The 20,460-nt window shown below is 74.3% G+C and carries 19 protein-coding genes; 6 read left to right on the top strand and 13 right to left on the bottom strand.

Features of this window, described 5'->3' with window-relative positions:
• Positions 1 to 262: 262 nt before the first annotated feature.
• The 10 genes from ACFWV2_RS11550 to ACFWV2_RS11505 all read right to left on the bottom strand — a co-directional run bounded on the left by ACFWV2_RS11550 (position 263) and on the right by ACFWV2_RS11505 (position 9,066).
• Entirely contained in the window at positions 263 to 1,315 is a 1,053-nt protein-coding gene (locus ACFWV2_RS11550; protein ID WP_384404896.1) for an ATP-binding protein, read from the bottom strand.
• A gap of 68 nt (positions 1,316 to 1,383) precedes the next feature.
• A complete protein-coding gene (locus tag ACFWV2_RS11545; protein WP_360786132.1) occupies positions 1,384 to 2,121 on the bottom strand; it encodes a response regulator transcription factor in 738 nt (245 codons plus the stop codon).
• 82 nt (positions 2,122 to 2,203) lie between these two features.
• Complete coding sequence (locus tag ACFWV2_RS11540) at positions 2,204 to 2,875, bottom strand: spermidine synthase (RefSeq protein ID WP_384404808.1); 672 nt, start codon at positions 2,873 to 2,875, stop codon at positions 2,204 to 2,206.
• 121 nt (positions 2,876 to 2,996) lie between these two features.
• On the bottom strand, positions 2,997 to 3,596 hold the full coding sequence (locus ACFWV2_RS11535) for a hypothetical protein (RefSeq protein WP_384404807.1): 600 nt from the start codon (positions 3,594 to 3,596) through the stop codon (positions 2,997 to 2,999).
• Positions 3,593 to 4,915, bottom strand: a complete 1,323-nt coding sequence (locus tag ACFWV2_RS11530) for a hypothetical protein (protein ID WP_384404806.1) — start codon at positions 4,913 to 4,915, stop codon at positions 3,593 to 3,595. The genes ACFWV2_RS11535 and ACFWV2_RS11530 overlap by 4 nt, the downstream gene beginning before the upstream one ends.
• Positions 4,912 to 5,715 carry an ABC transporter ATP-binding protein gene (locus ACFWV2_RS11525; RefSeq protein WP_384404805.1) on the bottom strand — a complete coding sequence of 268 codons (804 nt, stop codon included), beginning with the start codon at positions 5,713 to 5,715 and terminating at the stop codon, positions 4,912 to 4,914. Before ACFWV2_RS11525 ends, ACFWV2_RS11530 begins: the two co-directional genes overlap by 4 nt.
• Complete coding sequence (locus ACFWV2_RS11520; RefSeq protein ID WP_384404895.1) at positions 5,712 to 6,563, bottom strand: zf-HC2 domain-containing protein; 852 nt, start codon at positions 6,561 to 6,563, stop codon at positions 5,712 to 5,714. The genes ACFWV2_RS11525 and ACFWV2_RS11520 overlap by 4 nt, the downstream gene beginning before the upstream one ends.
• Positions 6,564 to 6,856: 293 nt before the next feature.
• Entirely contained in the window at positions 6,857 to 7,477 is a 621-nt protein-coding gene (locus ACFWV2_RS11515; RefSeq protein ID WP_384404804.1) for an RNA polymerase sigma factor, read from the bottom strand.
• A 41-nt stretch (positions 7,478 to 7,518) separates the two neighbouring features.
• Entirely contained in the window at positions 7,519 to 7,842 is a 324-nt protein-coding gene (locus ACFWV2_RS11510; protein WP_384404803.1) for a hypothetical protein, read from the bottom strand.
• A 585-nt stretch (positions 7,843 to 8,427) separates the two neighbouring features.
• A complete protein-coding gene (locus tag ACFWV2_RS11505) occupies positions 8,428 to 9,066 on the bottom strand; it encodes a GNAT family N-acetyltransferase (protein WP_384404802.1) in 639 nt (212 codons plus the stop codon).
• A gap of 130 nt (positions 9,067 to 9,196) precedes the next feature.
• On the opposite strand from ACFWV2_RS11505, the gene lon reads away from it, so the two are divergent.
• Both lon and ACFWV2_RS11495 read left to right on the top strand, forming a co-directional pair.
• Positions 9,197 to 11,617, top strand: coding sequence for an endopeptidase La (lon, locus tag ACFWV2_RS11500; protein WP_384404801.1), 2,421 nt, complete (start codon positions 9,197 to 9,199; stop codon positions 11,615 to 11,617).
• 140 nt (positions 11,618 to 11,757) lie between these two features.
• Positions 11,758 to 12,417: a DUF4240 domain-containing protein gene (locus ACFWV2_RS11495; RefSeq protein WP_384404800.1), complete on the top strand. Its 660-nt coding sequence runs from the start codon at positions 11,758 to 11,760 to the stop codon at positions 12,415 to 12,417.
• Here the strand turns inward: ACFWV2_RS11495 and ACFWV2_RS11490 are convergent.
• Entirely contained in the window at positions 12,414 to 13,301 is an 888-nt protein-coding gene (locus ACFWV2_RS11490) for a lytic polysaccharide monooxygenase (protein ID WP_384404799.1), read from the bottom strand. The two genes, ACFWV2_RS11495 and ACFWV2_RS11490, sit on opposite strands and share 4 nt — an antisense overlap.
• Positions 13,302 to 13,503: 202 nt before the next feature.
• Positions 13,504 to 14,334 carry a lysozyme gene (locus ACFWV2_RS11485; RefSeq protein ID WP_384404798.1) on the bottom strand — a complete coding sequence of 277 codons (831 nt, stop codon included), beginning with the start codon at positions 14,332 to 14,334 and terminating at the stop codon, positions 13,504 to 13,506.
• Between the two features lie 530 nt (positions 14,335 to 14,864).
• Between ACFWV2_RS11485 and ACFWV2_RS11480 the strand changes: the two genes are divergently transcribed.
• A complete protein-coding gene (locus ACFWV2_RS11480) occupies positions 14,865 to 15,287 on the top strand; it encodes a MarR family winged helix-turn-helix transcriptional regulator (protein WP_384404894.1) in 423 nt (140 codons plus the stop codon).
• A 4-nt stretch (positions 15,288 to 15,291) separates the two neighbouring features.
• Here the strand turns inward: ACFWV2_RS11480 and ACFWV2_RS11475 are convergent, their stop codons facing one another.
• Positions 15,292 to 16,083, bottom strand: coding sequence for a hypothetical protein (locus tag ACFWV2_RS11475; RefSeq protein ID WP_384404797.1), 792 nt, complete (start codon positions 16,081 to 16,083; stop codon positions 15,292 to 15,294).
• Between the two features lie 383 nt (positions 16,084 to 16,466).
• Between ACFWV2_RS11475 and ACFWV2_RS11470 the strand changes: the two genes are divergently transcribed.
• Genes ACFWV2_RS11470 through ACFWV2_RS11460 form a run of 3 tightly spaced genes read left to right on the top strand, consistent with a single transcriptional unit; the run spans position 16,467 to position 20,457 of the window.
• Positions 16,467 to 19,541 (top strand): nitrate- and nitrite sensing domain-containing protein, encoded by a 3,075-nt coding sequence (locus ACFWV2_RS11470; protein ID WP_384404893.1) that lies wholly within the window; start codon positions 16,467 to 16,469, stop codon positions 19,539 to 19,541.
• Positions 19,538 to 20,029, top strand: coding sequence for a roadblock/LC7 domain-containing protein (locus ACFWV2_RS11465; protein WP_360786148.1), 492 nt, complete (start codon positions 19,538 to 19,540; stop codon positions 20,027 to 20,029). Before ACFWV2_RS11470 ends, ACFWV2_RS11465 begins: the two co-directional genes overlap by 4 nt.
• On the top strand, positions 20,026 to 20,457 hold the full coding sequence (locus tag ACFWV2_RS11460) for a DUF742 domain-containing protein (protein ID WP_360786150.1): 432 nt from the start codon (positions 20,026 to 20,028) through the stop codon (positions 20,455 to 20,457). The genes ACFWV2_RS11465 and ACFWV2_RS11460 overlap by 4 nt, the downstream gene beginning before the upstream one ends.
• Positions 20,458 to 20,460 lie beyond the last annotated feature (3 nt).

Here is a 20,460-nt window from a genome sequence, read left to right as displayed (position 1 = left end):
ACCGCCCTCTTCCGCTTCACAAGGTGATGGACAGCGGGAATCAAGGCTACGCCTGTCCGGCCGAGAGGTGCAGGCGGGGCGCACCAACGTCGCGCAAGTCACACTTGACGAGGTGTTTCGGGGCTGTGAATGGCGGGAAACAAGCGGGGTTCCGCAGGTGTGAGGGTACGGAAAAGCGCAGGCACGGCCCGCTTCGACCGCTCCCCCGATCACGTCCTGCTCACGTACACGCAGAACGCGCTCTTCCGGTTCGAACCCTACGTCAATCCCTCACAGGAAGGCTGCCCGGAAGAGTGACTCTGATGCGGCAGCCACGTGCGGATTCGGCCACACCGATCCCGCCGCCGTGCAGATCCACCGCCCAGCGGGCGATCGCGAGACCGAGACCCGTGCCGCCGTCGCTCCCCGGCCCCTGCCGATGCCGCGCCGAACCCCGGTTGAAGCGCTGGAAGACCTTGTGCCGCTCCGACTCCGGGATGCCGGGACCCTCGTCCTCGACCTCCAGCTCCAGCGAGTCCGGGTACGGGCCGCGGCGGGCCCGCACCGTGACCCGGCCGTGCGGCGGCGAGTGCTTCACCGCGTTGTCGATCAGGTTCGCCATCACCTGGTGCAGCCGCTCCGCGTCCGCGTGCGCCACCAGCTCGGGCGGTGACACGTCCAGGTGCAGATGCACGTCCGTACGGTTGTGGAGCCCCGACGTCGACGAGAGACCGCGCTGCGACGCGGCCAGGTTCGCCTCCCGCAGCACCCCCGACAGATACGGCCAGACCTCGAAACGACTCGCCCGCAGGGCGACGACACCGTTGTCAAGACGGGACAGGTCGAGCAGCGTCTCCACCAGGCGGCCCAGCCGCTCCGTCTGTTTCAACGCCGACCGCATGGTCTCCGGATCCGCGTCGGACACCCCGTCCACGACGTTCTCCAGAACGGCCCTGAGTGCGGCGATCGGGGTGCGCAGTTCGTGCGACACATTGGCCACCAGCTCCTTGCGGTGCCGGTCGACGGCCTCCAGGTCGTCCGCCATGCGGTTGATCGTCGAGGCGAGGTCCCCGAGCTCGTCCCGCCGGTCCGCGCCCCGCACCCGGCGGCTGAAGTCACCGCGCGAGATCGTCCCCGCCACCGTGGTCATCTCGTCGAGCGGCGCCGTCAGGGACTGGGCCACGAACTGCGTGATCAGCAGGGTCGCGATCATCGCGAAGATCGTGATGTACCGGAACTCCGTGGACGTGCGGATCGCGACCAGGGCCAGGCAGGAGGTGAGCAGCACCGCGCCGACGACCAGCGCGCCCAGCTTGGTCTTGATCGAGATGACGATCCGGCGCGGCCTGCGCGCCCCGCCGTCCGGCCCCCGCTGCGCCCGCGACCCGCCGGGCCCCCGCAAGCTCACAGCGCCGGGGTCTCCAGCGCGTAACCGACGCCGTGGACCGTACGGATCCGCTCGGCCCCGATCTTCCGGCGCAGCGCCTTGATGTGACTGTCCACGGTCCGGGTGCCCGAGGCGTCCGCCCAGTCCCACACCTCGGCGAGGAGCTGCTCGCGGGAGAGGACCGCACGTGGGGTGCTCGCCAGGCAGACCAGCAGGTCGAACTCGGTCGGCGTCAGGTGCACGTCCTCGGAACGCACCCGGACCCGGCGCTGCGCGTGGTCGATCTCCAGTTCGCCGAGGCGGAGGATGCCACTGCGCGGAGTGGCCGCGGCCAGCGCGGCCCGCTCCACCCGGCGCAGCAGCACGTGCACCCGGGCGGCCAGCTCACGCATCGAGAACGGCTTGGTCATGTAGTCGTCCGCGCCGACGCCGAGACCGACCAGCATGTCGGTCTCGTCGTCGCGGGCGGTCAGCATGAGGACCGGGACGGGGCGCTGGGCCTGGACCCGGCGGCACACCTCCAGGCCGTCGAAACCGGGCAGCATCACGTCCAGCAGCATCAGGTCCGGCTGCCAGGCCTCGGCCGCCTCCACCGCCGCGGGACCGTCGGTCGCGGTCTGCACCAGGAAGCCCTCGGCGCGCAGCCGCGCGGAGATCGCTTCCACGATCGTCACGTCGTCCTCGACCACCAGGACACGTCTCTGAGCCCCCGGAGTTGCCGCCGCACCGTGGTGAGTGGTGTGTGTCTGCTCCATTGCCCCGCCTCGCGTCGCCGATGTCGGTGCAGCAGCCTAGAGGTACCCGCAGCGTCCCGGCTATCCAGGATCCGTCCAGGAGCTACAGGGGGCGGACGGCGAGGTGGATCACGTCGGGGACGCCCCGGGCAACGGGCACCTCTTCCGTCCGTACCCCGCTGAATCCGGCATTCCGCAACGACTCCTCGAAATCGGCGGAGGGCCGCGCGGACCACACGGCGAGCACCCCGCCCGGGTTCAGCCGGTCCGCGCAGGCCGCCAATCCCTCGGCCCCGTACAGGGATTCGTTGTCCTCGGTGACCGTCCAGTCGGGGCCGTTGTCGATGTCCAGGCAGAGGGCGTCGAAGGTGTCCGTGGAGGTCCGCAGGTACTCCACGAGGTCCGTGTGGAGGATCACCGTCCGCGGATCCCCCAGCGCGCGCCCGGAGATCGCGGCGAGCGGGCCCTGCCGGTGCCAGTCGATGATCGCCTCCTCACGCTCGGCGACGGTGATCCGACCCCAGCCGGGGTCGGCCGCGGCGTGGGCGAGGGAGAAGCCGACCCCGAGACCCCCGATCAGGAGGGAGCAGCCGACGCGGGACTCCTCGGGCAGGGCGTCCCGCGCCGCGTCGACCAGGAGCCGCTCGGAGCGCCCGTCGGAGGTGTCCATGAGGAAGGTGCCGTTGGCGATGATCTCGTAGTGCTCCGCGCGGCGGCGCAGCACGACCTCTCCGTACGGTCCTTCGCGGCGGTCCAGGGTCACGGGTCCTGACATCGTTCGTCACTCCGTTCTCGTCGGCTCGGCAGACGGTCCCCGCCATCCTCGCGGGACGGGGACGGCGGGAACAAACGCCTTACGGAACCGCGGGGTTACGCCCCCGGGGCGCCCCGGGCCCTCAGGACTCGCCGGCCATGTGCCGCGCACCCCGCCACGCGTACCCGCTCGTGCCCGTGACGAACGCGGCGACCGCCACCGACCACGCGCCGGCCTGCGCCCCCGGCTGCATCACCCAGGCCCACCACTGCGCCGTGCCGCCCGCGGCGGACGGCGCCGCCAGGTACACCGCGCCCACGAGGAAGGCGGGCGGCAGCCAGCTCAGCCGGGCGCCGACGAGAGCGGCGGCGCCCGCCGCCACCCCCACGAGCCCGAGCGTGTTCCGCACCGCGGCGGGCGCCCCGAACGCCTCCGGATGATTCGGCACCCCCAGTGCGAACAGGGCGGCGGCGAGCACCGTCGGAGCCAGCACGTGGGCGAGCCGGCGGGGCCACCACGCCCGTACCGCCGTACGGTCCAGTTCGTCGCTCGGGGTGTGCAGGCTCACACCGACGGCGGCCGACGCGAGCAGCGGGCCGAAGACGACGACCGGCAGCCGGGCCGAGTGGTCGAACTCCGGCAGCGCCTCCAGCCACCGGGCCGACCCGGCGGCGGCCGCCGCCGCGGCGACGAGGGCGGCGAGCGTGCCGGGCAGGGCACGGGAGCGCAGATAGAGCCTCACGGGACGGGCACCTCGTCCGGACGGCAGCCGTTCGCCGCCAGATACCGGGCGAGGTAGTCACGCTGGGCGGCGGGGGACCTGGCCTCCAGCCGGTCGATGTACGGGCGGGCGGCGGACGGATCGGGGCCGTAGTCGTCCGGGGTGGGCGCGAGCCACTCGGCGACGGCGAGGTGGATGAGGCCGGCCCGCTCGGCGTGCGGACCCGTGCCGTCGCCCGGCCGGCAGGTGTCCGAGAACAGCCAGGTCACGGCCGAGTTCAGGTACAGGTCCGGGCGTACGAGCCGGTCGCGCACCGCCTCCTGCCCGGTGTCGGGCAGCGCGACGTCACCGGGACGAGAGGCACCGCCGGGTCCGCTCACCCAGCGGACCGGGGCGCCGGGCAGCCCCGTGAGGCGGGCGTTCAGCGGGGCGAGCGCCGCCGACACGTCCGGCAGCAGCCCCTCGTCCACGGCCGTCAGACACACCTGCGGGGTGCCGTCGTCACAGACCAACCGGGCCAGGGCCGGGTCCGGGCGCCACGGCCCCTCGTCCACCGGCAGGCGCAGGATCAGGCCGGCGGCGCCGACCGCGACGGCCAGCGGGACCAGGGCGAGCGGCCGCAGGGCGGGGCGCAGCCCGTACGCGAGGAGCGCGGCGAGCGCGAGCCCCGTCGTCCACGCCATCGACACCGGCCCGAACCACCACACCGGCCGGTCCCAGAAGAACTGGTGCTCGGAAGCGGGGCCCAGCCAGCGCGCGGGGCCCTCCGCGTACGTGGCCATGGCGAGCCCCACGTACCCGACGATCCCCAGGAGCGGTGCGGTCAGCCGCCAGGGGACCGCCCGGCCGGTGACATGGCCGAGCGCGCCGAGGGCGGCGACGGCGAGCACGTCGGCGGCGACGAGTTCCAGGTAGGGGCGGCCCCCGGAGACGTACGGCCAGGTCGCGAGCAGACAGACGACGTCCGCGACCAGCACCCCCGCGGCCGGCCACAGCGCGGACGGGGCGACGGCGACCAGCAGGCGGCGCACGGGGGAGCGGGGGACGGACTTCCACAGGTCCGTCGTCCCGCGCCGCCGGTCCCGGCCGCCCTGCCAGCAGCCCGCCGCGAGCGCGAGCGGCCCGGCGAGCAGCCCGGCGGCGACGTGCAGCAGGTTCGTCGTGTCCGCCCAGCGGCCCTGCCAGCCGGGCGCCTTGCCGTACATCGTCACCAGCACGGTGAGGGCGACGGCGGCGCCCGCCCAGGGCCCGAGACCGCGCCGCAGCTCGGTGCGGAGCGGGGAGGACGCACGCGCACGCGTGGGGCCCTCGGCACGGGGCGGGGTGAGGGTGTCGGTCACCGGAGCGCCTCCTTCGGGTGGCTCGCGGCCTCGGGTGCCCGGTGGGCGCGGAGTGCCGCCGTGTAGCCGCGTTCGACGGCATGGGTCGTGGAGTCGGCCGGGCCACCGGGCTCCCCGCCGAGCGCGGTGAGTTCGGCCGTGGTGCCCTGGAAGGCGAGCCGCCCCGCCTCGATGAGCGCGACCTCCCCGCACGCGGCGGCCACGTCCTCCACCAGGTGCGTGGAGACCACCACCGTCGTCTCCGCGCCCAGCTCCCGGAGCAGCGCCCGGAAGTCGACCCGCTGCTCCGGGTCGAGCCCGGCGGTCGGCTCGTCGAGCAGCAGCAGCTGCGGGTCGTTCACGAGGGCCTGGGCGATCCCGGCGCGCCGCACCATGCCGCCCGACAGCGTCTTCATCCGCGCGTCGATCCGGTCACCGAGCCCGACCCGCCGCACCGCGCGCTCCACCGCCGCCGGGACGCGGTCGGCCGGCATCTCCTTGAGCCAGGCGACGTACGCGACGAACTCGCGCACGGTGAACCCGGGGTAGTAGCCGAACTCCTGCGGCAGATAACCGAGCCGGCGCCGGATGCCGGTGCGCTCGCGGTGGTCCGTGGCGTCCCCTCCGAGCAGCTCCACCCGCCCGGAGGTGGGCGCGGCGACGGTCGCGAGGACCCGGATGAGGGAGGTCTTCCCGGCTCCGTTCGGGCCGAGCAGGCCGTGCACGCCGGGCCCCAGGGACAGGTCGAGCCGGTCCAGGGCGACGGTACGGCGGTGACGGACGGTCAGTCCGGTCACCGCCACGGCGGTCGAGAGGTTCACCGGGGCTCCAGGTGGTCGAAGGAACGGCGCCGCAGCGTGAGGAGGGCCGCGCAGGCGAGTGCCGCGGCGGCCCACCCCCCTTGCGCGGCGGAGCCGGAGAAGTACGGGGCGAGCGCGGCTGCTCCCGAACCGGACCCCGCGCCCGCGTCCGGCCCCCCGAGGAGGGGGCCCGTGACGGCGAGCAGCCATCCGCCGCCGACCGTCGCGGCCGCCGCCCGGCAGCCGACGAACGAGCCGAGCGCGAGGGCGGCCAGGGTCAGCGCCAGACCGGGAAGCAGCCAGGCGGCGGCCCCCGGGCCCCCGGCCGCCCGTGGCAGCAGGGCACCGCCCGCGGTGAGCAGCGGCACGCATACGGCGAGTACGGCGGCGGTACGGGTGAGCAGCAGCCGCAGCCCGCCGGAGGGGGTCGCGGCGGTGATCTCGAACAGGGGGTCGGCGTGCCGTCCGTAGGAGACGGCGACGCCCGCGAGCGGAAGAACGGGAGAGACGGCGAGCAGCAGACTGCCCGCGCCCCGGAACCCGGCGCCGTGGGCGAGCCCGAAGGCCCCGCCGACGACGAGGACCACGGCCACCACCCAGGACCCGCGGAGGGCGGGGCCGACGGCCCACCAGAGGCGTGCCCACCGCCCCAAGCGGCTACCGGCGACGGCCGTGGCGGCCACGGGGGCGGGCCGGTGGCCCAGCGAGCTCAGGAGGTCGGAGCGGACGGCCGCGAGGACGGGGCCCGCGGCGCCGGCGCGGACGGCGGCCGAGACCCGCGCCGCGCAGTCCGCGCAGGATTCGACGTGCTTCTCCAGGGACCAGGCGTCGGTCTCGGGGACGCTGCCGCCCGCGTACCGGAGGGCCAGGGCGTCCGTGACGTGCCAGGGGGGTGGGGGGGCGGGTCGGGGTGTGGGGTGGGGGGCGGATCCGGGGTCGGGGTGAGGTGTGGGTCGGGGTTGGGGGGCCGGTGTGGGCTGGGGCGCGAGTCGGGGTTGGCGTGCGACTCCGGTTTCGTCGTGAGGCACGGGCTCGGGTCCCAGTCGCGGTGTCGGCTCGGGTTCGGGACGGGGTGCGGGTGTGGGCTCGGATTGGGGGCGGGGTGCGGGTGTGGGCTCGGGTTCGGGGCGGGGCGTGGGCTCGGGTTCGGGGCGGGGTGCCGTCATGCGGTGCCTCCCAGGGCGTGCGGGCCCCCGGGGTTCCCGGCGGCGAGGGCGGCGCGCAGCTCGCGGCGGGCGCGCAGGGCGCGGGTCTTGACGGTGCCCTCGGGTATGCCGAGGAGCCGGGCCGTCTCACGGGTCGTCAGGCCGTCGACGACGGTCGCCCGCAGAACCTCCGCGAGCTCGGGCGAGATCCGGTCGAGTGCGGCGCCCACCTCCCCGTACTCCAGGCCCGCGAGCACCCGTTCCTCGGCGGAGGGCGCCGTGGGCGATGCCCCGGAGGGTGCGGCGGCGTGCGTGGCGGCGCGGTCGGCGCGGGCCCCGGCCCGCTGGGCGTCCACAAGGCGCCGGGCGGCGATCACCCAGATCCAGCCACCGGCCTCCCCACGGCCCCGGTGGCCGCCGGCCGAGCGCCAGACGGTGACGAAGGTGTCCTGGAGGACCTCCCGTACGGTCTCCTCGTCGGCGCAGCGCCGGGCGAGGCGGGCGTGCAGCCAGCCGGCGTGCCGGTCGTAGAGGACGGCGAGCGCCTCGGTGTCCCCCCGGGCGACGGCGCGCAGCAGCGCGGAGTCGTCCTCGTCGCCCCCGGAGGGGCCTCCCCCTGTGGGGCGCGACAGTCTCACGCCCTCTCTATCGCCGGCAGGGCCCGGTACGGTTCACGCCCTCACGGGCGGGTCGGCGGACCGCCGTCGGGAAGGGCGGCGAAGACGCGCTGGAGGGCGGGCGGGCGCTCACCGTCGCCGGTGACGACGAGCCGGTGGCGGTAGGTGAGGAAGTACTGGAAGCCGTCGGGGACGGGGCCGCCGGTCGGACGCGCCGGTACGCGCGCGTAGGCGGGGTCTTCGAGCGCCGCCCGCAGCTCGGCGGCCTCGGCGGGGGTCATCCGGCCGGTGCGGGGCGCCTTGGTGCCGGAGCGGCTGGTCCAGGAGCCGTCGTAGTGGACGACGAGCTGGTTGCGGACCCCGGCGAGGCCGCCGTTGACGACCACTTCGACGAGGACCTCCTGACCTCGCGGCTCCCGGGTGGACGCGCCGGTCCCGGACGGGGTCGTGGGCGGGGCGGGGGTGCCGGGGGCGGACGGCGCGTCGGTCGACGGTGCTCGGGTGCCGGGGCTGGGGGGTGTGCCGGTTGCCGACGAGGGGCCGCCGAGTGCCGGAGGGGCCTCGGGGCCGCAGCCGGTCGCGCCGACGGCGCCGAGCGCCAGGACGGCCGCAAGGAGCAGCGCTCCACGCCGTGTCCCCCGCGCCCGTGGCCCGGTCTCGGGTGCGGCCTGTCGGGCTTCTCGCGCGCGTGGCCCGGTCTGCGGTTCGGCCCGGCGCGGCTCCCGCGCGCGTGACGCAGCCTCCCGTACGCCCCGCAGGCACTCCCGCGCGCGTGGCTCGGCTTCCCCTTCGCCCCGCCGGGACTCCCAGGCGCGTGGCGGCCCGGTCTCCCGTACGCCCCGCCCCGCCGGCCGTACGTCTCGCCGTGTCTGCCGTACGCCTCGCACCATGCACCGAGCATGCCCCTTCCGGGCCGCCGCGCGCAGCCGGAAGCCCGGGATCGCGTGCCCCGGCTCCGGCCCGGCTCGCGGTCAGGCCTCCGTCCGGACGATGCCGGTGAGCGGCCCCCGGTGGCGCCAGCCCAGCGCGTCGTACAGCGCGAGGCCGTCCGTGGTCGCGGAGAGCACCCCGGTCTCCGCGCCCGCCTGGGCGGCGGCGGCCTCGAGCGTGCGCATGACGTTGGCGCCGAGGCCGCGCCGCCGGTGCGCGGGGTCGGTCTCGATCTGGTCGGCGACGGCGGTGGAGCCGGTCGGGGCGATCTGGCCGCGGGCGGCGAGGGTGCCGTCGGGGGCGAGCACGCGGACCCGGATGACGCCGTCCCGGACCTCGGTGGTCCTGGCGTACCCCTCCGGGGGCGCGGGGCGGGCCCCGGGGTCGAGCGGCTTGGTCATCATGAACCCGGGATCGTCGGGGACCGTCCACCCCTCGGTGATCCACGACTCCACGTCCTCGGGTCCCGCCATGACCTTGAGCCAGCTGTACGGCGCCGTGAGCCGCGTGCAGAGCGCCCCCACGGTGGCCGCGTCGGGGGCGGGCAGGACGTGCCGTACGACGTGTCGGGGCAGGCCCACGTCGATCCGGTAGCCCCAGGGCTCCGGGACGGGGGCGGGGGTGCCCCGCGAGACCGTCCAGCCCGCCACCCAGGACAAGGTAATAGACGCCATATCCATAGGGGCATTACACCTGGTGTCACCCCGCGGAAAAGCGGTGATCGCTCAGAGCGAACGGACGTCCGGGAACATCTCCGGGCTGGCGTGCATTGAGTCCACATAGCTCAACTTGACTGCCGAAGGGGAGATCATGGCTTCTGAGTCCAAGGCGTCCGTGCCGCTCACTCTGCCCGTCCTGCCGCTCGACGACGAGGTCGTGCTGCCCGGAATGGTGGTGCCGCTGGACCTCTCCGACACCGACGTGCGGGCCGCCGTCGAGGCCGCCCAGGCCGCCGCGCGGTCCGGAGCGGGCAAGCCGCGGGTCCTGCTCGTGCCGCGCGTCGACGGGACCTACGCCGCGACCGGCGTCCTGGGCACCGTCGAGCAGGTCGGCCGGCTCTCCGACGGCGACCCCGGCGCACTGATCCGCGCCCTCGGCCGCGTACGCATCGGCGCCGGTACGACCGGACCCGGCGCCGCCCTGTGGGTCGAGGGCAGCACCGTCGAGGAGACCCTGCCCGACCCGCTGCCCGGCCAGGTCACCGACCTGGTCAAGGAGTACAAGGCACTGGCCACCAGCTGGCTCAAGAAGCGCGGCGCCTGGCAGGTCGTCGACCGCGTCCAGCAGATCGACGGCGTCGGCGCCCTCGCCGACAACGCCGGCTACTCGCCCTTCCTCACCGTCGAGCAGAAGGTCGCGCTCCTGGAGACCGCCGACCCGGTCGCCCGCCTGAGGCTCGCCACCGCCCAGCTCCGCGAGCACCTCGCCGAGCAGGACGTCGCCGAGACCATCGCCAAGGACGTCCAGGAGGGCGTCGACAAGCAGCAGCGCGAGTTCCTGCTCCGCCGCCAGCTCGAAGCCGTCCGCAAGGAGCTCCGCGACCTCAACGGCGAGGCCGAGGGCGACGAGTCCGACGACTACCGCGCCCGCGTGGAGGCGGCCGACCTGCCCGAGAAGGTCCGCGAGGCGGCCCTCAAGGAGGTCGAGAAGCTGGAGCGGTCCAGCGACCAGTCGCCCGAGGGCTCCTGGATCCGCACCTGGCTGGACACCGTCCTCGAACTGCCGTGGAACCGGCGGACCGACGACGGCGCCACCGGCCGCGACATCCGCGGCGCCCGCGCCGTCCTCGACGCCGAGCACGCCGGTCTGGACGACGTGAAGGAACGGATCACCGAGTACCTGGCCGTGCGCAAGCGACGCTCCGACCGCGGCCTCGGCGTCGTCGGCGGCCGCCGCGGCGGAGCCGTACTCGCCCTCGTCGGCCCGCCCGGCGTCGGCAAGACCTCCCTCGGCGAGTCCGTCGCGCACGCGATGGGACGCGAGTTCGTCCGGGTCGCCCTCGGCGGCGTACGGGACGAGGCGGAGATCCGCGGACACCGCAGGACCTACGTCGGCGCCCTCCCCGGCCGGATCGTCCGTGCCATCAAGGAGGCCGGCTCCATGAACCCGGTCGTCCTGCTCGACGAGATCGACAAGGTCGGGTCCGACTTCCGCGGCGACCCCGCGGCCGCGCTCCTCGAAGTCCTCGACCCGGCCCAGAACCACACCTTCCGCGACCACTACCTTGAGGTCGAACTCGACCTCTCCGACGTCGTCTTCCTCGCCACGGCCAACGTCCTCGAAGCCATCCCGGAAGCACTCCTCGACCGCATGGAGCTCGTCAGGCTCGACGGCTACACCGAGGACGAGAAGGTCGTCATCGCCCGCGACCACCTGCTGCCCCGGCAGCTGGAGCGGGCCGGCCTGGAGCCCGGTGAGGTCGTCCTGGAGGAAGCGACCCTGCGCAAGCTGGCCGGCGAGTACACCCGCGAAGCGGGCGTCCGCACCCTGGAGAGGTCCGTCTCCCGGCTGCTCCGCAAGGTCGCCGCCCAGGTGGAACTGGGTGACCGCGAACTGCCGTTCACGGTCACCGCGGACGACCTGCGGGACCTCATCGGACGGCCGCACCACGTGCCCGAGTCGGCCCAGGACCCGGCGGAGCGCCGTACCGCCGTGCCGGGCGTCGCCACCGGGCTCGCCGTGACCGGCGCGGGCGGTGACGTCCTCTTCGTCGAGGCGTCCCTCGCCGACCCGGAGACCGGCGCCGCCGGACTGACCCTCACCGGCCAGCTGGGCGACGTGATGAAGGAGTCGGCACAGATCGCGCTCTCCTTCCTGCGCTCCCACGGCGCCGAACTGGAGCTGCCCGTGACCGGCCTGAAGGACCGGGGCGTGCACATCCACTTCCCGGCGGGCGCCGTCCCCAAGGACGGCCCGAGCGCGGGCGTCACCATGACGACCGCACTCGCCTCCCTCCTGAGCGGGCGCCAGGTCCGCACGGACGTGGCCATGACCGGCGAGGTCTCCCTCACCGGCCGGGTCCTCCCGATCGGAGGCGTGAAGCAGAAGCTCCTCGCCGCGCACCGGGCCGGCATCACGACGGTCGTGATCCCCAAGCGGAACGAGGCAGACCTGGACGACGTCCCGGCCGAGATCCTGGAGAAGCTGGAGGTCCACCCGGTGACGGACGTCCGCCAGGTCCTGGAGATCGCCCTGACCCCGGCGGCGGTCCCGGTGGGGGTCGCGGCCTGACGCGTCCGGCCGGGTGCTCCCGTACGCCGGAGCGGGGTGTCCTTCGCGGGCACCCCGCTCCGGCGCGCCGTGGCGGTGACACGCTTGCCCGGAGGAAATCGATCACCCGGATGTCAGCGCGGGCTGGCATGCTCGTATGCATGAACGACGACGCCTTCTGGGCTCTCATCGACGAGTTGAGCCGCCGACCCGGTGACCGGGACGAGCGGCTGGAGTGGCTGCGGACGGAGCTGCTCCGACGACCGGCGGACGAGAGCGTGGAGTTCCAGGTGCGGCTCGAGGCCGCGTGCGAGGTCGCCGGCACGCGCGCGGTGTGGCGGGCGGCGAATCTGATCGAGGGCGGCGACTGCACCGACGACGGGTTCCACTACTTCACGCTGTGGCTGGTGGGCCAGGGACGGAAGGTCTACGAGTCGGTCGTCGCCGACCCGGACGCCCTGGCCGACGTGCCGGAGGTACGAGCCCTCGTGGGGCGCCACCGGAACGAGTGGGACGACGACGAGTGGCCGGAGTGGGAGGAGCTCGACTATGTCGCCCAGGACGCGTTCGACGAGCTGACCGGCCAGGAGGACGACGACGGCGAGGAGTTCCTCGACGCCGTCGAGGAGGTGGCGGAGGAACTCGCGGACGAGCTCGCGGACGACCTCTCGGGCGAGTCCCCGGACGGGTTCGCGGACGCGCTCCCGGGAGGTCCGACGAGAGGGTGGGAAGAGGGCGACGGACCCCGGGGGTCTCGTCCGGAGGGGGTGGCGACACCCCGGCTCGCCGCCCTCTTCCCGGCCGTGACGTCCGGCTCCTAGGAGGCGGACGGGTTCCGGCGGCGGCCGAGCAGCAGGCTGCCCGCCGCGAAGGCGGCCAGGCCGCCCGCGCCCGCGAGGGCCGACGGGAGCGGCGAGGACGGGGCCGCGGCGCTCTCGGCGGAGAGGGCGGGCGCCTGCTCGTCGCCGCCGTGGCCCGCGTGGCTCACGGTGGACAGCTCCGCGCCCGCCGCGATCTTCGCCTCGGACGGCGCCTGGCCCCGTGCCGTGGCCTGTTCCTTCGCCGCCGACCCGCCGAAGGTGACGTCGGAGCAGCTGTAGAAGGCTTCGGGGCTGTCGCTGCGCTGCCACACCTTGTAGACGATGTGGCGGCCGGTGCGGGCGGGCAGGTTGCCGGTGAAGGAGTAGTAGCCGTCGGTGGCGGTGCGGGTGGTGTTGTACACGGCGACGGGGGTCGCGTCCAGGTCCGACCACTTCAGCGGCTGCGTGGGGTCGAAGCCGGGCTTGGTGACGTAGACGGTCATGGTGCCGGAGTGGGCCGCCGTGGCCCGGACCTTGAAGCCGAAGGAGCCCGCGGCCACCGCCGTCGCCGGCCAGTCGGTGCGCGCCCAGTCCAGGGCCCGGTACTTCTCGCGGTTCGCGGAGCAGAGCTTGCCGTCGGGGATGAGGGTCCGGTGCTGTCCGGCGGCGTTCGCGATGTTGACCTCGTTCCAGTCGTAGAGCGGCTGGGTGCCGGAGTCGGCGACGAGGTCCTTGCACACCTGCGACCTGGGCGTCTCGGGGCCTTCGGCGTAGCAGGCGGCCACCCGGCTGACGGGGTTGAAGACGGCTCCGTGGGCGCTCGCGGCGGTGGGGGTGAGGCCGACGAGTGCGGTGGCGGCGGACAGTGCGGCGACGCCGGTGACGGTGCGGCGTGAGGACGGCATGCGGGGGCTCTCTTCTCGTGCGTGGGGAGGACGGGACGAGCAACGCGCGCTGAGCGCCCGGAAGTTGAATCCCGTGCGATCGTCGAAGAGGTTCGCATTGGTCCATACCAATAGGCAAGGGGGTGGACCGAAAAAGCCGCGGCGGCCCCCGGGCGCCGCATGCCCGGGAACCGCCGTGGAGGCGAGGTGGACGGGCGGGCCGTCAGCCGTTCGCGAGCGCCTGCACCCGCGACAGGTCGCCGTTGAAGTGGTTGTGGTCACCGACCGTGGGGCCGGACGAGGTGTACTGCCACATCGTGTAGTACAGCCAGCCGGCCGGGAGTTCGCCCACCGTGGAGGCGTACCGCGCGACCCACAGCGGGTTGGTCGACCCGAAGCCCGCGTAATTGCCGGTGCACTGGGTCCACCAGCTCGTCGCCGTGTAGATCACGGCGTCGCGGCCCGTGCGGTACTTGTACCGGTTCACGAAGTCCCGGATCCAGGCCACCATCCCGGCCTGGGTCTTGCCGTAACAGGTCGCCCCGTACGGGTTCCACTCGATGTCGAGCACGCCCGGCAGCGTCCTGCCGTCCTTGGACCAGCCGCCGCCGTTGTTGACGAAGTAGTCGGCCTGGGCGGCCCCGGTCGTCGTGTCCGGGGTGGCGAAGTGGTACGTGCCGCGGATCATGCCGACGTTGTACGAACCGGTGTACTGCTGGGTGAAGTAGGTGTTCTTGTAGTAGGTGCCCTCCGTCGCCTTGACGTAGGCCCACTTGACGCCGCTGTTCCACAGGGTGGACCAGGCGACGTTCCCCTGGTGGCTGGAGACGTCCACGCCCTCGGTCTGGACGGCCTGACCCGAGACGCCGCCGGGCGCGCCGTCGCGCCCGTCGTGCTTGAGCACGCCCATGCCCATGCTGGCGGAGCCCCGCGCGGGCGCCGTGCGGGTGCCCGGGTCCTGGGCGGCGCCGGCGGGCCCGGCGAGGGGGAGGAGAAGGGCCAGCGCCGCGAGGGCGGCGCCGGCGAGGGTCGTTCCGGATCTGTGCACACGCATTCCGTGCCTCCGGGGGGATCGGTGGGAGAGCGAGGATGGCAGCCAGGTCTCTGGCGTGAACATGTCAGGGGCTGTCGTGGACGACGCTACGCACGTAGACCCGGCAGGCGGAAGGGGACCTGGGTTCCGCCGTTGGTCTAATCCTGCGAAATACTGGAGGAGCTGCGGCGATGGCCTCGGCCGGAAGAAACTTTCAGCGGCCCGAAAGCTGCCGGAGGGTCGCCGGAGAACGCGTGGGAGGTGCTGACGTGCACGGAAGCGGTACGGGAAGTGAAGGCCGGGTCCCGCCGCCCGCCGACGGCCCGGGGCCCGCCCCGGCGGACGCCGGCGCAGGCGGCGCGACCCCCGCCGGCGCGGACCCCGACGCCCCACCTTTCGACGGCCAGGCCCCCGTCCAGGGCCACGGCGCCCCGCCCGCCGGCGGCCCGGCGCCCGAAGCCCTGGACCACGGCGCCGGCGGCCCGGCCTCCGCCCAGGGCCACGGCGCCCCGCCTGGCCCCGGCGTCGACCCCGCCGGTGGGGTCGACCGCGTGTTTCTCGCGCTCGAGCGTGAACTGGCGGTCTTTCTGCGGCGGGCGCGGGCCCAGTCCGGCGAGATGGCACGCGAGGTGCATCCCGAGCTGGAGCCCGCCGCCTACGGCCTCTTCGTGCGGCTCGACGACGCCGGACCGCAACGGGCCACCGAACTCGCCGGGTACTTCGGCGTCGGCAAGGCCACCATGAGCCGCCAGCTCCGGGCCCTGGAGGACCTCGGGCTCGTCGCCCGCGACCCCGACCCCGCCGACGGCCGGGCCTCCCTGGTGCGGCTCACCGAGGAGGGCAGGAACCGCTTCCGGCGCGTACGGGTCGCCCGGCGCGAGCGGTACGTCCGCAAGCTCGCCGACTGGGACCGCACCGAGGTCGCCGAACTCGCCCGCCTCCTCAACCACTTCAACGTCCGGTTCGAGGGCTGACCGCTCAGGTCCGGGACAGCTCCACGTACGCGGCCGTCGCGTCGTCGTGCCGCTTCCAGCGCCGCACCCCGCCCGCCCGCTCGTCCGCCGTCTCCAGGGCCCGCACCCGGTGGAGAAGGCCGAGCGGACCCTCCTTGCGCAGGACGCCCAGGCACTCCGTCCAGTCGCCCCCGGCGAACAGCTCCACCCAGCGGCTCGCCCCGTCCGTGAGCGCGGCCAGGGACCGCACCTGCGCGCGCGGGGTCGTCCCGGTCACCGCCCGCGCCGCCACCGCCGGGTCGGCCGCCGCGGTGAAGAAGCCGCCCTCCTGGTTCCGGAGCCGGTCCGTCGCCGCGAGGGAGCGCAGGATCTCGACCGGCACCCGGTCGAGCCGGTCGTCGAGCACCGCCCGTACCGTCCCGTCCGGGGCCTCCAGGAGGAGTGCGGAGTCGGAGAGGACGAGATGCTCCACCGAGGTCTCGTCCCAGCGGGCGAGCACCACCGTCGCCTGGGGCGTACGGACGTGAGAAAGGTCACAGGTCTCGCGGTGGGCGTCCGCGGTGCGCCGGATTGCCGACGCCAGGACCTCCGACAGGGGCATGTCCGGCCGGGAAGCGGACAGTTCGGTCAAAGCTCCGCCCAGTCGCGCGGTGAACCACGGCACGGTGTGCACACAACCGTCATCACCGACGGGGGGTGTGACGCCGTCGAGGAGGACGACGGTTCCGCCGCTGCCCGAGGCGGGCAGGACGGCGGCCACCCAGTCCTCGTTGGGGCGTTCGGGGCTGCCGGGGAGGGAGGCGACATCGCTGCGCATGAGGACCAGTGTGCCCGGCCCGGCGAACTGCCCGGCGTACACCTTCACCGGACCTGCAAATGACCGGAAATGGCCTGTACCAGCCTGGCGGAGGGGGGCGCGCGACACGGAACGGCCACTCCGTGGAGCTGCGGGCGGGCATCCTGCCAAAGCCCGCGCGGAAGATCCAACCGGGGGTCCCTCGGGGCCCTTGGACCCCGCCCGCAGAACTTGTTCGCCAACTCAGGAGTGTTGTTCACTCGTTCGGGTGGCGGAGCGGCCGATGCGCGCCCCCTTCCCAGAAGCGCTGGAATGGTCGGAAGCCGTACCAGGGGTGGGGGCGCTCCATGTGACCGGCCGTCACCTCTGCTTTGTGGGCGGACGAGTCAAGAATGCGAGCACCGGTGCAGATGAAGCGGCCTCGGAGCAAGAACGGCGCGCGGAGCCGGACCCCCGGTGCGACTCCGACCCCGGACGACGGCGCCGTCACGGCGCCCACCGCCGGCGCCGCCCCGGTCGGCACCACCACCGGCGCCGCCCCGGGCAACGCTCCCGCGGGCCGCTCCAAGCGCGTCCGCAACCGCCTGGTCGCCGGCGTCGCCCTCGTCGGCATCACGGTCCTCGCCGCCGGGGCCCCCGCGGTCCTCGCCGCCTCCACCCAGCTGACCGACTCCCAGAGCCTGGTCACCCTCGCCGAACTCGACCGGCAGGCCGTCACCCTGGCCCACTCGCTCGCCGACGAGCGCGACGAGGTCGTCGCGTACATCGCCGCCGGCCGTGACGCCCAGAGCGGCGACGCCGAGGACAGGCGCCAGGTCACCAGCGTCCGGTCCACCCGGGTCGACCGGCAGATCGACGAGATCCGGCCCGCCGCCTCCGCCGAACTCCGCCGCGACCTCGCGGGCGTTCCCTCCGTCCGCCGCGCCGCCCTCACCGGCAAGGGCACGGCCCTGGAGGCCCACCGGGCGTACTCGGAGGTCATCACCAAGCTCCAGGCCCTCGCCGACGAGCTGGCCGACCAGACCCCGCCCCGCGCCGCCGGCACCGCGCTCACCGAGACCACCCGTGCCCCCGCCGCCCTCGGCCGCGCCGTCGAACAGGCCTCCGCCACCCGCGGCCTGCTCCTCGCCGCGCTCTCCGTACCGCAGCCCGAGCCCACCGGGGACGTCCGTTACGACCCGGAGACCGACACCTACGTCCCCGAGGTGCCCGAGGGCGCCGCCGAGGCCGATCGCGCCCGCGACACCCTCACCGCGGCGGCCCAGCAGGCCCGGGTCCGCGAACTCGCCGCCCTCGGCGACTTCGACCAGGCCGCGGGCTCCGCCGCCCGTGACTCCCTCGCCGCCACCGTCACGGGGCCCGACGTCAAGAGCGCCGAGCGGTCCCTCGCCTCCCTCACCGACCAGCCCCGTCTGACCGAGGCCGAGCGCGAGACCGACCGGGCCGCCCTCGAAGCCGCGCTCTCCGCCCGTATCGAGCAGATGCGGGGAGTCGAGTCGGCCCTCGCCGCCGAGCGCGTCGAACAGCTCGGCGCCCTCCGCGACGACGACGTCACCGCCCTCGAACTGCGCATCGCCTTCCTCGGCGGCTGCCTCCTCGTCGCGATCGGCATCTCCACCTACGTCGCCCGCACCCTCACCCGGCCGCTCGCCGTGCTCCGCATCGGCGCCGCCCGGCTGGCCGGCGCGCCCGCGCCGCACACGGAGGAGCCGGTCCGCTTCACCGGCCGCAACGACGAGTTCGCCCAGGTCGTCCGCTCCCTCAACACCCTGCACGGCAAGCTGTCCGGCCTCGCCGCGCACACCGAGCGGCTCACCGACGGCCAGACCGACCTCGCCGCCGCGAAGGAGGCCCTGGGCGCCGAACTCGCCACCCAGCGCGCCGAACTCCAGGGCCGGGTCGCCCTCCTCACCGCCGACCTCGAACGGCTCAGGAGCACCGTCCACCACACCTTCGTCAACCTCTCGCTGCGCAGCCTCGGGCTCGTCGAGCGGCAGCTCGGCGTCATCGAGAAGCTGGAGGAGCGCGAGCAGGACCCGGACCGCCTCGCGACCCTGTTCAAGCTCGACCACATGGCGACCGTCATGCGCCGCCACAGCGAGAACCTCCTCGTCCTCGCCGGGCACGAGCACGTCCACGGCCACGCCGGGCCCGTCCCGCTCGTCGACGTCCTCCGGGCCGCCGTCAGCGAGATCGAGCGGTACGAGCGGGTCACCATCCAGTCCCTCCCGCCGCACGCACAGATCGCCGGCTTCGCCGCGGACGACCTGAGCCACCTGATCGCGGAACTCCTGGAGAACGCGACCTCCTTCTCGCCGCCCGACACCGAGGTCCAGCTCTCCGGCTGGCTCCTTGAGTCCGGCGAGGTGATGCTCTCCGTCCAGGACGCGGGCATCGGCATGACCGCCTCCCGCCTCGCCGAGATCAACGCGCGCCTGGCCGAGGCCGATCCGACCGCCTTCGACGGCGAGGGCCTCGGCATGCGGGTCATCGCCCTGCTCGCCGCCCGCCACGGCGTCCGGGTCGAGCTGCGGGAGCAGAAGCAGGGCGGTACGGCGGCGGTCGTGGTCCTGCCCGAGCCGCTGCTGCCCACCACCCTGCCGACCGCGGTGACGGAGCCCGTACGGGTCGGGGGCACGGCGCCCGCGATCCAGCTGCCGGGCTCGGCCGCGGAGACCAACTCCAACACGCTGCCGTCCCGGACCCGCGACCCGCTCGTGGACGCGGCGGAACGGGCGTTCCTGGCGGCGGAGGTGACCGAGGCGAAGGAGCAGCGGGAGCAGCAGCCCACGCAGGAGCCGACGCCGGAGCCCGCGCAGGATCCCACGCAGGAGCCGACCCCGGAACCCACCTCGGAGCCGACTCGGGAAGCGCCGCACGCGCCCCCGCACGCCGCGCCCGAGCCCACGCCCTCGCCCGCGTACGAAAAGCCCCGCGGGGAGCCCGCCCCCCTCGGGGAGTCGCTCTCCGAGACCACGCTCCAGGTCCGGCTGCCCGACCCGCCGCCGGAGCCGGACGCCCATGCGCGCGCGGCCGACCCCGCGCCGTACGCGGGGCCCGCCCACCGCGCATCCGATCCGGAGCCGGTCACCGACGAACGGTCCGTCGAGCCGCTCACCGTCGAGCCGCTCACCGACGAGCCGCTCACCGTCGAGCCGGTCATCGACGAGCCGGGCCCGACGGGCCTTCCCGGCCGGCCGGTTCCCGGCCCGCGAGCCGGTCAGTGGGAGCGGATCACCGACAAGGGCCTGCCCAAGCGCACCCCACAGGTGGTCCGTCCGGCCGGTGCCGCCGCCGCGCCCCGCCAGGGCGGCGTGGACGCGGAGGCCCTGCGTCGTCGGCTCGGCGGCTTCCACAAGGGCGCCGAGGCCGGGCGCCGCGACGTCGAGGCGGAGCTGGACTCGGCGCGGATAGAAGACGTAAAGCCTGCACGTACAGAGGAGATGACGGGGGACACAGTCGAGGAGGCACGCAGTTGACTGCGACGGGAACGTTCGGACTGAGCACGGAAGCCCGCAACCTGCAATGGCTGCTGGGAAACCTGGTGGAGGAGGTACCCGGGGTCCGCTCGGTCGCCGTCGTGTCCTCCGACGGCCTCCTGCTGCTCTCGTCCGACCCGGCCATCCAGCAGAGCACGACGGTCGCCGCCGACGCCGGCCGTCCCGACGGGCCGCGCGGTTCCAGCGCCGACCTGGCCACCATCGTCTCCGGCATCGGCAGCCTGACCATCGGCGCCGCCCGGCTCATGGACGGCGGCGGGGTCAAGCAGACCATGGTGGCGATGGAGGAGGGCAGCGTCTTCGTCATGTCGATCAGCGACGGCTCGCTGCTCGGCGTGCACGCCACGCCCGACTGCGACATGAGCGTCGTGGCGTACCACATGGCGCTCTTCGTGGGCCGCGCCGGTCACGTACTCACCCCCGAAGTCCGCAGTGAGCTGCGCAAATCGATGGAGAGCACCCAGTGACGTCAGCATCCTCGGCCTACCCCGGGCCCCACGCCCACCGGCTGCCGGTACGGGGAGACGGGCGGCGCCCCGCGCGCGTACGCCCGTACTCGCTGACCGGCGGCCGTACCCGCTTCGGCCACGTCCTGCTCGTCGAGACCTTCGTGGCGGCGCTCGAAGCGCCCGCCGTGCGCAAGGTCCTGACGGACGGCGGGCCCGGTGCCCGCGGTCTGATGCCGGAGATGCGGGCCATCGTCGAGATCTGCCGCCGTATGCGGACGGTCGCGGAGATCTCGGCACTGCTGAAGATGCCGTTGGGAGTCGTCAGGGTGCTGCTCAGCGACCTGGCCGACCAGGGAAAGATCCGCGTGTACGGGACCGGTCACGGCACCGGTCAGCCCGACCGCGCGCTCCTCGAAAGGGTGCTGAGTGGACTCCGTCGTCTCTGACGC

This window comes from Streptomyces sp. NPDC058671 (assembly GCF_042716475.1).
GTDB lineage: Bacteria > Actinomycetota > Actinomycetes > Streptomycetales > Streptomycetaceae > Streptomyces.
The sequence above is the reverse complement of the archived record's forward strand: the minus strand, read 5'-3'. Positions and strand labels throughout refer to the sequence as shown.

Coding starts and splice junctions, on each gene's coding strand:
- ACFWV2_RS11545 (WP_360786132.1), bottom strand. CDS start 2,121: ATGGAGCAGACACACACCACTCACCACGGTGCGGCGGCAACTCCGGGG.
- ACFWV2_RS11485 (WP_384404798.1), bottom strand. CDS start 14,334: ATGCGTGTGCACAGATCCGGAACGACCCTCGCCGGCGCCGCCCTCGCG.
- ACFWV2_RS11495 (WP_384404800.1), top strand. CDS start 11,758: ATGAACGACGACGCCTTCTGGGCTCTCATCGACGAGTTGAGCCGCCGA.
- ACFWV2_RS11540 (WP_384404808.1), bottom strand. CDS start 2,875: ATGTCAGGACCCGTGACCCTGGACCGCCGCGAAGGACCGTACGGAGAG.
- lon (WP_384404801.1), top strand. CDS start 9,197: ATGGCTTCTGAGTCCAAGGCGTCCGTGCCGCTCACTCTGCCCGTCCTG.
- ACFWV2_RS11505 (WP_384404802.1), bottom strand. CDS start 9,066: ATGGATATGGCGTCTATTACCTTGTCCTGGGTGGCGGGCTGGACGGTC.
- ACFWV2_RS11490 (WP_384404799.1), bottom strand. CDS start 13,301: ATGCCGTCCTCACGCCGCACCGTCACCGGCGTCGCCGCACTGTCCGCC.
- ACFWV2_RS11475 (WP_384404797.1), bottom strand. CDS start 16,083: ATGCGCAGCGATGTCGCCTCCCTCCCCGGCAGCCCCGAACGCCCCAAC.